We start from the raw sequence: 13,406 nt of genomic DNA, 5'->3' as shown, positions 1-13,406 counted from the left end.
TCATCTTGCAGCCCGTGGTCTGCGGGTTCACCATCGGATGCAAATCTTGCGGATTGTCGGCACCCCCGGGTCATCACACGCAAGATGTTGAAAAGGGGTCCGGGTTGCCCCACATGTCTGATACGGAAACGCCCCAAGGGTCGCCAATGCGGGACCGGGACGTTTTGCCACTGAAAAGGAAGAAACGCATGCAAGAGCCTCTTGCCACATCCTACCCCGTCCTGCCGCTGCGCGACATCGTGGTCTTTCCTCACATGATCGTGCCGCTGTTCGTCGGACGGGAGAAATCCGTGCGTGCGCTTGAAGAAGTCATGCGCGACGACAAGCAGATCCTGCTGTCCAGCCAGATCGACCCCGGTGAGGACGATCCCGCACAGGACGGCATCTACAAGGCCGGCGTGCTGGCCAACGTGCTGCAACTGCTCAAGCTGCCGGACGGCACCGTGAAGGTGCTGGTCGAAGGCCGCGCGCGGGTGCGCATCGTGGACTTCGTCGAGAACGCCAGCTTTTTCGAGGCGTCGGCCGAATACCTGACCGAAATGCCCGGCAACGAGGACGAGATCGAGGCGCTGGTGCGCACGGTCGCGGCCGAGTTCGAGCGTTACGCCAAGATCAAGAAGAACATCCCAGAGGAAGCGATGGCCGCCGTCAGCGAGACGACGGAACCGGCGAAACTTGCCGATCTGGTCGCTGGCCATCTTGGCATCGAGGTCGCGCAGAAGCAGGGCCTGCTGGAAACGCTGTCGGTCTCTGAGCGGCTGGAGAAGGTCTATGGCCTGATGCAGGGCGAAATGTCCGTGCTGCAGGTCGAGAAGAAGATCAAGACCCGCGTAAAGACCCAGATGGAGCGCACGCAGCGCGAATACTATCTGAACGAACAGATGAAGGCGATCCAGAAGGAACTGGGCGACGGCGAGGACGGTGCCAGCGAGGTTGCCGAACTGGAAGCGCGGATCAACGCGACGAAACTGTCGAAGGAAGCCCGCGAGAAGGTCGATGCGGAGCTGAAGAAGCTCAAGAACATGAGCCCGATGAGCGCCGAGGCGACGGTGGTGCGCAACTACCTCGACTGGATCCTGTCCGTGCCGTGGGGGACGAAGTCCCGCACGAAGAAGAACCTCGTCCACGCACAGAAGGTGCTCGACGACGACCACTTCGGGCTGGATAAGGTCAAGGAACGCATCGTCGAATACCTTGCCGTTCAAAGCCGCAGCGCCAAGCTGAAGGGCCCGATCATGTGCCTTGTCGGCCCGCCGGGTGTAGGCAAGACGTCGCTGGGCAAGTCGGTGGCACGGGCCACGGGGCGCGAGTTCATCCGCATTTCCCTTGGCGGCGTGCGTGACGAAAGCGAAATTCGCGGCCACCGTCGGACCTATATCGGATCGATGCCGGGCAAGATCATCCAGGCGCTGAAGAAGGCGAAGACCACCAACCCACTGATCCTTCTGGATGAAATCGACAAGATGGGGCAGGATTTCCGGGGCGATCCCGCGTCTGCGATGCTGGAGGTGCTGGACCCGGAACAGAACGCGAGCTTCGTGGACCACTACCTCGAGGTGGAATACGACCTGTCGAACGTGATGTTCCTGACGACGGCGAACTCCTACAACATGCCGGGGCCGCTCTTGGACCGGATGGAGATCATCAACCTGTCTGGCTATACCGAGGACGAAAAGCGCGAGATTGCCAAGGGCCATCTGCTGCCCAAGGTCATGCGCAATCACGGCCTGAAGGCCAAGGAGTTCAGCGTCGACGACGCGGCGCTGACCGACATCGCACGGTATTATACCCGAGAGGCCGGCGTGCGGAACTTCGAGCGTGAGCTGGCCAAGATTGCCCGCAAGGCGGTGACGAAGATCGTGAAGAAGGACGTCGATGCGGTGCATGTGACGGCCGATAACCTGTCCGACTACCTTGGCGTGCGCAAGCATCGCTACGGTCTGGCGGAAAAGGACGATCAGATCGGCGTCGTCACGGGCCTGGCCTGGACCAGTGTGGGGGGTGAATTGCTGTCGATCGAGGCACTGCGCCTGCCGGGCAAGGGCCGGATGAAGACGACGGGCAAGTTGGGCGATGTGATGAAGGAATCCATCGACGCGGCAAGCTCTTACGTCCGGTCCATCAGCCCCAGCATCGGGGTGAAGCCGACGAAGTTCGACACGACGGACATCCACGTCCACGTCCCCGACGGGGCAACGCCGAAAGACGGGCCGAGTGCCGGTCTGGCGATGGTCACTTCGATCGTGTCCGTGCTGACGCAGATCCCGGTCCGCAAGGACATCGCCATGACGGGCGAGGTGTCGTTGCGCGGCAACGCCATGCCGATCGGGGGGCTGAAGGAAAAACTGCTCGCCGCGCTGCGCGGTGGCATCAAGACGGTGCTGATCCCCGAGGAGAACGAAAAGGACCTCGTCGATATCCCGGACAACGTGAAGCAGGGTCTGACGATCATCCCTGTGTCGCACGTCTCTGAGGTGCTGGAGCACGCGCTGGTCCGCAAGCCGGAGCCCATCGAATGGGACGAAGCGGCGGAAGAGGCCCGTGTCGCTGCCGCCCTCGCGGCCCGGACCGAGAATGTCGGCGCCGGCATCCACTAAACGATACTGAAAGGCGCGCCCCCGTGGCGCGCCTTTTTCCTGTCATGGCCTGGCATTGCCATGATATGCGGACAGGGTCTTTCAACGGCGCTTTTTGCACGCCACGCAGGCTGCGCCCGATGAGAAGCTGCCGCCGCCGAGATCCCAGGGAAGGAAGCCATCATGACCGCGAAACCCGAGACTCCTGCAGACGGGACCGTCCGTCTGAAGGTGGCGACACCCAAGGTCCAGGTCACGGCACCCGGCGGCGCCAGCAAGACACCGGCACCGCGCGTCGTGGGCGCGGCAGTCGACGTGCCCGCCGGCGAGGCGATGAAGAAGGCCGAATTCATCGACCGCGTGATCGCCCGCGCCAACCTGAAGAAGAAGGACGCCAAACCCGCGATCGAAGCGGCGCTGGCGGAACTGGCCGACATCCTGGCCGCTGGCAAGGAACTGATCCTGCCGCCGATGGGCAAGATCAAGACCGTGAAGGTCAAGGACCTGGGGATGGGCGCGCAGATGCTGACGCTGAAGCTGCGCACGCAGAAGGATGGCGCAGGGCAGGGCGACGGTGCGGGACGAAATGCGAAATCCGGGGTTGCGGTGGCCGACGACGACAGCTAAATGAGCGCCCAAGGGTGATTAGCTCAGTGGTAGAGCGCTTCGTTCACATCGAAGATGTCAGGAGTTCAAATCTCTTATCACCCACCAGACTTCAGGGGTGTCGCCGCAGGGCGGCACCCTTTTTCATGGGGAGTGTCGCATGACGCCTGACCTCTACATCCTGCGCCACGGAGAGACGGTCTGGAACCGCGAAGGCCGGATGCAGGGGCGATTGAACGCGCCGCTGACGGACCTGGGCCGCGCGCAGGCCGCGCGTCAGAGCCGGCTGCTGGCGGGGCGCGATCTGGCAGGGTTTGCATTTTTCACCTCTCCCATGGGGCGTGCGGTGCAGACGGCGGGCATCGCCCTGGCAGAGGTTGCGACCGAAATCCGCACCGACGACCGCCTCCGCGAGATTGACGTGGGTGCCTGGTCCGGTCTGCTGCGCCGCGACTTTGCGCCCGATGCCTCCAGCGAAGGCCCCGACGGCGATCTTTCGGTCTATGCCCGTGCGCCCGGTGAGGGGCTGGCCCGGGTCGCTGCACGCGCACGGTCTTTCGTCGCCGGTCTGGACGGGCCTGCGGTGATCGTCTGCCACGGGATCATCAGCCGCTTTCTGCGCTGTGCGGCACTGGGACTGGACGACTCTGCTTGGACCGACCTTAAGGGCGGGCAGGGCAATGTCTTCTATCTGTCGCAGGGGCGGATGGAGGAGTTGCGCTGAGGCGCAAACTTGCGTAAATCGGCGCGGCGGGTGGTTAGCTCAGTTGGTAGAGCGTTTCGTTTACACCGAAAATGTCGGGGGTTCGAGCCCCTCACCACCCACCATAAATCAATCACTTAACGACTCCTTGCCCGGTCGCGTTCCCTCGCTCTGCATGAGCACGACGCCCGGCAGGGGCTCCCGTCGATGACGCCGCGGGTGATGCCTCAGCCAAGGATCGCGCCGATCGTGGCCTTCCATCGTCTTTTCATCCAGCAGCGACCGAAGCCGGTAGATCATGCCGTTCCGTGGCGCGCGGAACTTTCGTCGCGTGCAGTGGGTCGGTCGATTGCGGTGATGTGGTGCTGGTCGACGCCTGCAGGGGTCTGGTCGGCGAGGGCCGAGTGCAGCCGCGCGGCGTAGCAGTCGATGACCCGAGTCTTGGTCAGATCGCGAGTATGGGCCACGTTGCGGCAGCGTCTCGTACAGAAGCGCGCCCCCGACCATGCCGTTGGAGCACTCTGCAAAGCCCTTATGCATCGGCTTGCCTGGCGCGATGTCGTGCCATTCGATCTTGTGCTCGGCGCGCCCATTCAAGCTGGCGTTCGACGTCAGTTCCGTCCGATAGTCGCCGACGATCATTCCGGGCTTACGACACAGTGCGATCAGTGTCGTCAATCCCCACGCCATGCGGCGGTCCGAAATCCAGTTGCTTGTCAGCGCGGGTTTCAGGAACTCACCAACGCGCTCATCGATGAGACGCCGCCATCCCGGGTGTACTGAAGCGAGACCTTGTTCGCCATTGATGCAAGATTAACGGTCAGGCGCGATCAGCATCTGCTCAGAGGTTTGCACGCTTTGCGAACTTCCGGGATATAACTGCCTTACCGTGAGGTTCAGGTTCGTCGATGAACAGCGCGGCACCTTCTTGATCGACCGATTGTTGCGGGTCATGAACGACGGCCCGCGCGAGACGGGCTAACCGACGGGACCAATGCCGCCACGCTGGAGATGGGCAGACGCGTCAGTACTCCCGCAGCCGTGCGAGGACGTACCGACGCGAATTCGGGTCGGGCCGATCCCACAGCAGAACCTGCAGCCCGGCCGGGTCGAGATTGACCTCGCGCTGGGATGCCGTTGCGGCGATCAAGCAATTTTCGACCGAATGGGCACGTCGCCATCGGTCGCTGGCCGACGGCCGCACGGACGTGACCGAAATCGTTAACTGCGCTGGCGCATATCTGAGGCAACAGCTGCCGATCGCGATGAAAGCAGTCCACTGACGTGGTCCGCACCAACGCTGCCGCACAATTCGCCACGACGGTCAGAGTTGCTGACGGCGGCCCTCTGCCGCCGCACGACGCCCCAATGTGAACCTTGCCCCGTGCAGTCCCGCTGCGCGCCAGTCCCGATGTCAGGGCTGTTTTCCTTCTCTTTATCCCTTCAGCCAGAGGATCAATGCCATGCCCGCCAAGAACCCGTTTGCCGCCAATATGCCCACGCCGACCGGTCTCGGCTTGGGGTTCGCGATTGTCGTTCCGGCCGATGCTGACCTTGAGACGCAACTGCGCGAGATTCGTGTCGGGACTGCCCCGGACGGTGGGGGCAGTCTGAGGGTCACTGGCGTGAATGGCGTCGTTGCCAATCTGCTGAACGTTCAGGCCGGAGAACTGGTCACAGGACCGTTTATCCGGATTCATGCAGGCGGCACGACCGTTTCCGAAATCGTCGGGTGGATCTGATGGTCGGCCAGGTCGGCGGCCTCCGCCGGGTCGGCCAACGTGGCGAGCGAAGGGTCAAGATCGGCATCCCGCTGTTATCGACGCCGAACCCAATCACGATTGACACCGTGACGTTCAGCAACCCCGGCAGTGGTTTGGCTGCTTCCTTCGGTATCGACGCGCACTACACCGGGGCTGGCACGCTGACCCTGACGCTCGCGTTTCGCGATGCTGGTGGTGTCACTTTGGATTCGCTGACACGTACTCCGTTCGCCAATGACGGGACGCCCGTATCGTTCAGTGGCCTTGAGGCGGCGGCAGAAAATGCCGTCGATGTCGTGGTTACGGTCACGGATGGCACGTTCATACGCACCGCAACGGTCGCTGTGTCCGGTATCGACGCGACCCCGCCCTATGTCGTGTCCTATGCCCCGGACGATGCAGCGGTCGATGTACCGACAACGGGCAATTTCGTGGTCATGTTCGATACCCCGATTTTCGAAGGCGAAGGGTCCATCACGTTCGGCGGCGTGTCGGTGGCCATCGGTGCCTGCACCATCAGCGGTGCGGTCCTGACGATCCCCTACAGCGGGCTTGCGGCTGCGACAGCCATTACACCAGCATGGCCTGCCGGTCTGGTCGTGGACGATTCCGGCAACCAGTGTGGAGTGCTGACGGACGAAGTGACATTCATGACGGCAGCGGAGATAGCACCGACTGCAACTGCGACTTGCACCTTCGTCGGCAACACGCCTGTCGCGTCTCTTGCGTCCACGCATACCATCGGCAACGGCTATGTCACGGGAGACGAGTTCATCATATTCGCCACGCGCGGCGGTGGCGACACGACGCCGGACGGTTCGATGATCTTCGCTGGCGCGACCGTGACTCGACCGACAGGCACCGTTGGCATCAACGGTGGAGCGGGTATGATTACAGAGGTATTTCGCGCCGTCCTGACCGCCGACGCTCCGGGTGGCATCACCATCGGCTTCACCGATCCCGGCGGATCATCGTCCGAGACATTGGAAGTATTCAAGGTCGTGATCCCGGCCGGTTCGACTGTCGAGGCGGTGGCCGCGGCGAAAGGCAACGTCTCAGGTGACGTCGCATTGAGTGTCGCTATAGGTCAAAACGGCTTTGTGGTCGCGGCTGCGCAATCGTTGCAGTCCAGCGGCACCCTGACATGGACCGGGCTGACCAAAAATTCAGACATTGTTGGGGTGGCTTCGCGAAAAGCCAGCGTGGCAAGCGGTACGACGACAATAGCCGGAATGCTCGCGGTCAAGCTGGCAACGGGGGACTCCGCCGCGACTTCCGTGATCGCCGTTTCAGTCATTCCCACGTAAGGACCCATCATGCTCACATCAATCTCGGTATTTGCGCGGGCGGCCAGTCTCACAGCACCCGACATTCCCGACCCGGAGCCTTTGCCGGTGCCGGAGACAATCGACATCGAGACCCGCAGGGACGGGACGCAGGTTGCGACGGTTGTGGACGGTGCCGATGTGACCGTGACGGGTGCGGCGGGGTCGAAGTATGCAGGGCTGTCGCGCAGGTTCGATCCGGCGCTGCTGGCATCCGGTCCCGTCGATATCGGGCTGTTGGCACCTACGCCTGCCGGACCCTACAGCATCGGCAACAAGATCACCTTCGACCTGGGGCTGTGGGCGCACGACCCAGACCTTGGCCTTGTGACCTTCGCCAGTGTCATCACGCTCGTCAGCACCGGTGCCGTCTTGACCGCTGATCTGAAACTGACGCTGCCCATTGCCAGTGGAACCATCCGCCAGACCGTGACCGCAACGCAGGGGGCCAACGTCGTGGCGGCCACCCGCGACACCGTCCTTTAAGGAGCAAGACATGCCCAAACTTTCCCTGTCCGGTGGCGTCTACGGCAAGACCGGCACCGCAGTCTCACTGGCGCAAGCGACCGACACCGGCACCCTTGCAGCACCGGCCCTCGGCTGGAACGTCGCGCGGGGCAACATCGCCGTCACGATATCGGAGGCTCCGACACATCTGCCGAAGTATGCACCCTATTTCTGCGAGTTTGACATCGTGGCTGACGGCGTGACCGACCAGATGGTTTCCGTCGATGCCTGGAACAAGCGTTACCAGTCCATCTTCTTCAAGACGACATTCGGCGATCCGGGCAGCCTGCACCGCACGACGAAGATCCTCAACCAGCACCGTGACCGTAACGTCAGCTTTACCCCCGGCAAACCGGCGCATGTCTACGAGGCCCCCGGCACCTACACGGTGACGAGCGAGCTGTGCGACCTCTCGGGGAACACCGGCAGCGCCACGTATTCCTTCACCGTGATCGACCCGGAAGACCCGGTTCTAGGCTATCCGGCCAACCGCACCATCGTTGTCGATACGGCCGGCAACTTCACCGGCGCGCCCCTGTCCGACGCGAACAACAAGGTGACGACATGGGAGGCGGCGCTTGCGCGGGCTGAAAATATCTACGCCACGACTTCGGGTGCAGCCGTCCGGATCATGCTGCGCGGCGGTCAGACGTTTGCCCATACGATCAACCAGAACGGCTCGCTTCTGCGCGACAACGACCACATCTGGATTGGGCGATGAGGCAGCGCAGAACGTGCGCAGATCAGCTTCCTTGGGCTGACGACTGAAAATTCGTCAGTGTTCTCCGCTGTGGCTGCCAATCAGATGTAGCACACGGACGTTGACATTCTGGGCCCGTGGGACGAGGAGGCGGAAATCTGGACCAGCCACTCCCGGTCGCTGTTCTTCAGCCAGAAACACGCCTGCGAAGTGCTATGCCACAACGTCACGTTCAAAGGCATCAACACCTGTGTTACGCCGTCTTCTGTGAGCGAAGGGTCCGCTCCGGTCACGGGCACCGGCAAGGTGTTCATGAGCAACGTCGTGGCCGACGGCAACAAGGACTTCATCTGCCTTGCAACGGGCAAGGGCTACGGGGTCCACTTCCTCGGGGTTGAGACGATCAAATCCCCGACCGACCGCCCACAACGGGGCCGAAACGCGCTGGAACACCAATATCCCCGGCACTGTGGGGAACCGAATGGCGCTGCCGCACTCGACGACCGCAACCGCTATCCACGTCATGCCCACCAAGGCTATCGTGGCGGTGGCGTCCGGTTCTGCGAGTTCGACGGGTGCGCGATCAGCCAGACCCACGGATGGACGGGCGGCAGTTTCTCGGACAACGCCTGCATGCGGGTCGATACCGCTGCCAGCAAGGATCAGAACATCTACATCTCGCGGTGCAATATCCTCGGGTCCGTCAACTATGCCGATGCCAGCGGGACGACGGCGGTGAAATCTCCGTCCACGAACGCGCTGTTCCAGATGTGCGTCTTCTCGCAGAACCCGACGCTGGGGAACATGATCTACCTCGAAGGGTCCGGGTTCACCCTGCGATCCTGCATGTTCCTTGCGCCGCCGACGACAAGCGGCGGCGACCTGCGCGAGTTTATCAACCTCACCGATGGGGCCGGGTGGGACGCATATTCCAACCTCTATCCCAATGTCCTGAACGGCAACACCGAGGTCATCACCGTGAAGGGGGCGCAGATCGGCTTCTACACACCGATGGACGATCCCGCCAAGCATCCGCTGTAGCCGATCAAGCGCATCACGGACAACATCTGCCTGTGTCCCGAACTATCGATAGACGACGGCCCCTGGACGACGCAGGACAGCGGCAAGCGGTTCGCCTACCCCGGCGTGTCTCGCGGTTGGGAGCAGCTGTCCACCACGCTCTCGGCGTCAGTGGCGTCTGGGGCCAAAGTGTTGTTCCCCTACTGGAATGACTGGTTCGGCGCACCGCTGACGCAGGCCAGCTTTGCAGGACAGGACAACCGCCACGCCATCACCATCGGGTCGGTGCATCACAATTACACTGTTGCGGGTGTCGATGGGTCTGGCGTCACTGTTCCGCAGAACCTCACCGTCTCATTCGGCGCATTGGGTGTCACGGTCACGAACCTGTCCGGCGTGACCTGGGCCTCGGGTGCGGCCGTGAAGCTCTGGGTGTCCCGCGGCACGACCGGCATGGTGAAGGACATGTCCTATGCCTATGACATACCACTGACCCTGCGCGCGCCGACTGTCGGATCACCGGCTTACCAGACCGCAGACGCGGCGACGATCTGGCTGGTCGATCTGCTGGGCAACTACCGCCCCGGCACGAAGCACCCACTGTCGCCAGCCGGCCTGCCGTCGAAAGGTGCGGTCGAGCCTGCATCGCTGGCCTGACCCCCAGCCCACGTCGGGGTGGGCTACCACATCAGCAGATCAGTTGTGCGATATGTCTGTGCATCCCGGTCATATTCGAATGTAGCCTCGAATGATGACGTCCCGGCACGACCCGTCACAGAGAACGTGCAGCCCGGCCCGCGGACAGAAGCCAGGTCGGTGATTTCATCAGTAACGGATACACGGCTGAAGGCCGCTGCCTCGCCATATGGCCCTGCGGCTAATGCATCGCCACAACCTTCAATGTGGGCCGTTTGCGTGCCGTAGACCATGGCCGACAGCATAGCGACGGCAAAGATCAGCGCTGCTAAATTTCCCAAAAAATATAATCCTTAAGCAATGGATCCACTCTCATCAATTACCGGTTGAGGTCAAAGGCGGTAACCCGCGCCTTTTGCCAGCCATCGATACGTCAGAGGCCCGCGTGTCGCCGGTCGATCGACCGGAATGGCCAGCGCAAGCGCCGGGAAGGGGGCGAGGAACCGGGCTGCGTGATCCAGGCTCTGGAAGTGATAGGCGGTGGCGTCGACACCGATGGCCGTCGCAGATGACTTGCCGTGACCATCTCGGCCGAACTCCCGATCCAGCCACATCTCCATCTCGACCAAGTGCCCAGCCCTGTCGGTGGAATCACTACCTTCACGCGGACCGGAAATGGCCGATCGGCTTCGATGGACGAGCTGACGCTCCGACGGGTCATTCTGAAATCACGACGAAATTGCATTTTCAGGATGGGACTCTCGGAAAAAATCGGTCCCGGAATTAGCATTCCAAAAAACGCGATATGTTCCTGATCGATCCTCGATTTTCGGCACAATCGCAGGAAACGATAAGCGACTAAAAACCTGATGTTTGGGAAAGATAGATTTCGTTGACACCGAAAATGTCGGGGGCTCGAGCCCCATACCACCCACCATTTCCGTTCGAGGTGCGCGGCGTCATGTGCGGAACTTCGGGCTGTCCTTTGGCAGGAACAGGACGTCGTAGGCATTGGGCGGTGCAGGTCGCACGACGTTCATCAGGTTGTAGAACAGAAACCCTTTATCGTTCATGATCGATACGATGTCGCTGAAGGTCTTTTCGCCCTTGAAGCGCTGCCGGACGCTGACCTCCATCGAGACGAAGGCGATACGGCCGAGCTCTGACGTCAGGCCTTGCAGGGCGAAATGCTCATAACCCTCGATATCGATCTTCAGCCCGACCTGATCGGCGGTCGTGCGGTCTTGCAGAATGCGGTCAAGAGTCATGACCTCGACCTCGTAGGATACGTCAGCCGGTGTCGCCGCAGCTTCCGTCCGGTCAAGGAATGACGAGCGTTCGTTGCGGGCCTGCAGGGTCAGGCGGCCCGCTTCTGGCCCGACTGCCACGTTGAGACACTCGAAATGGGTGGGCCGCGATTTCAAGCGGTCCTGAAGGTCCCGCTGCGGTTCGACCAGCAGAAACTTCGCATCCGGAAAGGACTGATACAGCCAGGGGGTGCCATCGTGGACGCCGACGTCGACGACCTCATAGACCTTGATGCCGAGATGGCGAAAGACCAGGGTTTCGGTTGCGGCGATGTCGTAACCGTTCCTGCGCGCAAATTCGAAGAACCGTCCCCCGAAATCCGGTGCTGGCATGTCCGTGAAGGCGTTCGGCACGGCAAAGCCGAGGTCCGTGACGAACCGTTCGAAAGCGACTTTCATGGACATGGTGTGGCACTCTTCCCTGTTCTAGGCTGCCGCAACGTCATCGTTTTTCGCATGCCGTCGCAAGCGAAAAGCGATGCGGGCCGCTGCGGCGAACCTTCGGGAAATCACTTGACCCCGGTGACGGTGCCGCCCGACAGTTGGCGGATGTTGACCCTGCACCCGACCATCGACCAGACCCGTGCCGCGTTCCGCTGGGACATCCCCGACCGCTACAACATCGGCGTGGATTGCTGTGATCGGAACGCGGCGCTGACACCGGATGCGCCAGCGATCATCGACGCGACCGACGGGACGGTGACGACATTTGCAGGGTTGCGCAGCCTGTCGAACCGGTTGGCACATGCGCTGTCGACGCTGGTCGGGCCGGGCGACCGGGTTGGCGTGCTGTTGCCGCAACGGGTCGAGACGGCGGCGGCGCATGTTGCCGTGACGAAGATGGGGGCGATCTCGATCCCCCTGTTCAAGCTGTTCGGCCCGGATGCCCTGCGGCACCGGCTGGGAGCGGCAGGGGCGAAGGTGGTGATCACCGACGCTGCTGGGGCGGCGACATTGGTAGGGCTGCGCGACGCACTGCCGGACCTGCTGCGTGTGGTTTCGGTCGATGACGATTTTCCGGATTTCATCGCCGGTCAGAGCCCGGATTTCACGCCGCACGACACCGGCCCCGACGATCCGGCCATCCTGATCTTCACTTCTGGCACGACCGGTCCGCCGAAAGGTGCGCTGCATGGTCACCGCGTGCTGCTGGGTCATCTGCCGGGGGTTGAGATGAGCCACGACGGTTTTCCGCAGGCGGGCGACCGGATCTGGACACCGGCAGACTGGGCCTGGATCGGCGGGCTGCTGGACGTGTTGCTGCCGGCTCTGCATCACGGTGTTCCGGTGGTGGCCAGCCGGTTCGATCGGTTCACCGCGGAATCGGCGTTCAATCTGATCCGCGATCATCATGTGCGCAATGTGTTCTTGCCGCCGACTGCGCTGAAGATTATGCGCCAGCTTGATGATCCGCCCAAGATCAACCTGCGATCCGTCGCTAGTGGAGGCGAGACGCTGGGGGCGTCGCTGATCGCCTGGGGACAGGACGTGCTGGGCTGCACGATCAATGAATTCTACGGCCAGACCGAATGCAACATGATCGTGAGTTCCTGCGCGGCGATTGCCCCGGCAGAGCCGGGGGTCATGGGCTACGCCGTGCCGGGGCATGACTGCCGGGTGATCGATGACTCCGGGGACCCATGCGGGGTGGGGCTGGAAGGCGACATCGCCGTGCGTGCGCCCGATCCGGTGATGTTCCTGCGCTACTGGAACGATGCAGCGGCGACGGCAGAGAAGTTCAGGTGCGACTGGCTGATCACCGGCGACCGCGGGATACTGACCGACACCGGGCGCATCCGCTTTCGCGGGCGTGCCGACGATGTCATCACCAGCGCCGGCTACCGCATCGGCCCGGCCGAGATCGAGGATTGCCTGCTGACCCACCCGGCCGTGCGTATGGCCGGTGTCGTGGGCCAGCCCGACGATCTGCGCGGCGAGGTGATCGTTGCTTTTGTCCAGCTGGCCGAGGGCCAGGCGGCAAGCGACGATCTGGCGCGCGCCTTGTCCGATCACGTCCGCACGCGCCTGGTAGCCCATGAAGCGCCGCGTCACGTCCATTTCATCGACGCCCTGCCGATGACCACGACCGGCAAGCTGATCCGCGCCGATCTGCGAAAGCTGTGCGTCCCGTCCTGATTTCTTTTGGTCAGAAATACTTAGGGGGTGCCGCGGGCCGGGGCAGCGCCCCCTCCAGGCCCGCACAATCGCGGTGCGGCCCTTGTGACTTCACGTCACCGGCCGGCGGGACTACCCTTGTTTCAGC

General features: G+C 62.5%; 15 protein-coding genes and 2 tRNA genes. 13 read left to right on the top strand and 4 right to left on the bottom strand.

Translation table 11 applies throughout. The annotated features are described in order from the left end of the window. Window positions 1-188 precede the first annotated feature (188 nt). The 5 genes from lon to ACOI1H_RS07315 all read left to right on the top strand — a co-directional run bounded on the left by lon (window position 189) and on the right by ACOI1H_RS07315 (window position 4,010). Entirely contained in the window at window positions 189-2,597 is a 2,409-nt protein-coding gene (gene lon, locus ACOI1H_RS07335) for an endopeptidase La (RefSeq protein ID WP_422436264.1), read from the top strand. Window positions 2,598-2,759: 162 nt separating this feature from the next. After that, window positions 2,760-3,203, top strand: a complete 444-nt coding sequence (locus tag ACOI1H_RS07330; RefSeq protein ID WP_422436262.1) for an HU family DNA-binding protein — start codon at window positions 2,760-2,762, stop codon at window positions 3,201-3,203. Window positions 3,204-3,215: 12 nt separating this feature from the next. Continuing rightward, a tRNA-Val gene (locus tag ACOI1H_RS07325) sits at window positions 3,216-3,290 on the top strand. Window positions 3,291-3,342: 52 nt separating this feature from the next. Next, complete coding sequence (locus ACOI1H_RS07320; protein ID WP_422436261.1) at window positions 3,343-3,906, top strand: histidine phosphatase family protein; 564 nt, start codon at window positions 3,343-3,345, stop codon at window positions 3,904-3,906. 28 nt (window positions 3,907-3,934) lie between these two features. Then, window positions 3,935-4,010, top strand: a tRNA-Val gene (locus tag ACOI1H_RS07315). Window positions 4,011-4,181: 171 nt separating this feature from the next. Here ACOI1H_RS07315 and ACOI1H_RS07310 read toward each other — a convergent pair. Further along, complete coding sequence (locus ACOI1H_RS07310) at window positions 4,182-4,352, bottom strand: hypothetical protein (RefSeq protein ID WP_422436260.1); 171 nt, start codon at window positions 4,350-4,352, stop codon at window positions 4,182-4,184. A gap of 648 nt (window positions 4,353-5,000) precedes the next feature. On the opposite strand from ACOI1H_RS07310, the gene ACOI1H_RS07305 reads away from it, so the two are divergent. From ACOI1H_RS07305 to ACOI1H_RS07275, 7 genes are all read left to right on the top strand, one after another. Continuing rightward, window positions 5,001-5,168: a hypothetical protein gene (locus ACOI1H_RS07305; protein WP_422436259.1), complete on the top strand. Its 168-nt coding sequence runs from the start codon at window positions 5,001-5,003 to the stop codon at window positions 5,166-5,168. 180 nt (window positions 5,169-5,348) lie between these two features. After that, the gene (locus ACOI1H_RS07300; RefSeq protein WP_422436258.1) at window positions 5,349-5,627 is read left to right on the top strand and encodes a spike base protein, RCAP_Rcc01079 family; all 279 of its coding nucleotides are present in this window, start codon (window positions 5,349-5,351) and stop codon (window positions 5,625-5,627) included. Then, window positions 5,627-6,955, top strand: a complete 1,329-nt coding sequence (locus tag ACOI1H_RS07295) for an Ig-like domain-containing protein (protein ID WP_422436256.1) — start codon at window positions 5,627-5,629, stop codon at window positions 6,953-6,955. Before ACOI1H_RS07300 ends, ACOI1H_RS07295 begins: the two co-directional genes overlap by 1 nt. A gap of 9 nt (window positions 6,956-6,964) precedes the next feature. Continuing rightward, window positions 6,965-7,459, top strand: coding sequence for a hypothetical protein (locus tag ACOI1H_RS07290; protein ID WP_422436255.1), 495 nt, complete (start codon window positions 6,965-6,967; stop codon window positions 7,457-7,459). 10 nt (window positions 7,460-7,469) lie between these two features. Then, entirely contained in the window at window positions 7,470-8,201 is a 732-nt protein-coding gene (locus ACOI1H_RS07285; RefSeq protein ID WP_422436253.1) for a hypothetical protein, read from the top strand. Between the two features lie 291 nt (window positions 8,202-8,492). Continuing rightward, on the top strand, window positions 8,493-9,221 hold the full coding sequence (locus ACOI1H_RS07280; RefSeq protein WP_422436252.1) for a hypothetical protein: 729 nt from the start codon (window positions 8,493-8,495) through the stop codon (window positions 9,219-9,221). A gap of 171 nt (window positions 9,222-9,392) precedes the next feature. Continuing rightward, a complete protein-coding gene (locus ACOI1H_RS07275; RefSeq protein WP_422436250.1) occupies window positions 9,393-9,857 on the top strand; it encodes a hypothetical protein in 465 nt (154 codons plus the stop codon). Between the two features lie 23 nt (window positions 9,858-9,880). Here ACOI1H_RS07275 and ACOI1H_RS07270 read toward each other — a convergent pair whose 3' ends face one another. The 3 genes from ACOI1H_RS07270 to ACOI1H_RS07260 form a co-directional block, all read right to left on the bottom strand. Continuing rightward, window positions 9,881-10,177 (bottom strand): hypothetical protein, encoded by a 297-nt coding sequence (locus tag ACOI1H_RS07270; protein ID WP_422436248.1) that lies wholly within the window; start codon window positions 10,175-10,177, stop codon window positions 9,881-9,883. Between the two features lie 51 nt (window positions 10,178-10,228). Then, entirely contained in the window at window positions 10,229-10,465 is a 237-nt protein-coding gene (locus tag ACOI1H_RS07265) for a hypothetical protein (protein ID WP_422436246.1), read from the bottom strand. A gap of 330 nt (window positions 10,466-10,795) precedes the next feature. Continuing rightward, window positions 10,796-11,548 carry an FkbM family methyltransferase gene (locus ACOI1H_RS07260; protein ID WP_422436245.1) on the bottom strand — a complete coding sequence of 251 codons (753 nt, stop codon included), beginning with the start codon at window positions 11,546-11,548 and terminating at the stop codon, window positions 10,796-10,798. A 144-nt stretch (window positions 11,549-11,692) separates the two neighbouring features. On the opposite strand from ACOI1H_RS07260, the gene ACOI1H_RS07255 reads away from it, so the two are divergent. Then, window positions 11,693-13,279, top strand: a complete 1,587-nt coding sequence (locus tag ACOI1H_RS07255; protein WP_422436314.1) for an AMP-binding protein — start codon at window positions 11,693-11,695, stop codon at window positions 13,277-13,279. Window positions 13,280-13,406 lie beyond the last annotated feature (127 nt).

The organism is Loktanella sp. DJP18 (assembly GCF_049310965.1).
GTDB lineage: Bacteria > Pseudomonadota > Alphaproteobacteria > Rhodobacterales > Rhodobacteraceae > Loktanella.
The sequence above is the reverse complement of the archived record's forward strand: the minus strand, read 5'-3'. Positions and strand labels throughout refer to the sequence as shown.

Bases quoted from the DNA above. Each gene is read 5' to 3' on its own strand.
- ACOI1H_RS07300 (WP_422436258.1), top strand. From the start codon at position 5,349: ATGCCCGCCAAGAACCCGTTTGCCGCCAATATGCCCACGCCGACCGGT.
- ACOI1H_RS07280 (WP_422436252.1), top strand. From the start codon at position 8,493: ATGAGCAACGTCGTGGCCGACGGCAACAAGGACTTCATCTGCCTTGCA.
- lon (WP_422436264.1), top strand. From the start codon at position 189: ATGCAAGAGCCTCTTGCCACATCCTACCCCGTCCTGCCGCTGCGCGAC.
- ACOI1H_RS07260 (WP_422436245.1), bottom strand. From the start codon at position 11,548: ATGTCCATGAAAGTCGCTTTCGAACGGTTCGTCACGGACCTCGGCTTT.
- ACOI1H_RS07255 (WP_422436314.1), top strand. From the start codon at position 11,693: ATGTTGACCCTGCACCCGACCATCGACCAGACCCGTGCCGCGTTCCGC.
- ACOI1H_RS07285 (WP_422436253.1), top strand. From the start codon at position 7,470: ATGCCCAAACTTTCCCTGTCCGGTGGCGTCTACGGCAAGACCGGCACC.
- ACOI1H_RS07320 (WP_422436261.1), top strand. From the start codon at position 3,343: ATGACGCCTGACCTCTACATCCTGCGCCACGGAGAGACGGTCTGGAAC.
- ACOI1H_RS07295 (WP_422436256.1), top strand. From the start codon at position 5,627: ATGGTCGGCCAGGTCGGCGGCCTCCGCCGGGTCGGCCAACGTGGCGAG.
- ACOI1H_RS07290 (WP_422436255.1), top strand. From the start codon at position 6,965: ATGCTCACATCAATCTCGGTATTTGCGCGGGCGGCCAGTCTCACAGCA.
- ACOI1H_RS07330 (WP_422436262.1), top strand. From the start codon at position 2,760: ATGACCGCGAAACCCGAGACTCCTGCAGACGGGACCGTCCGTCTGAAG.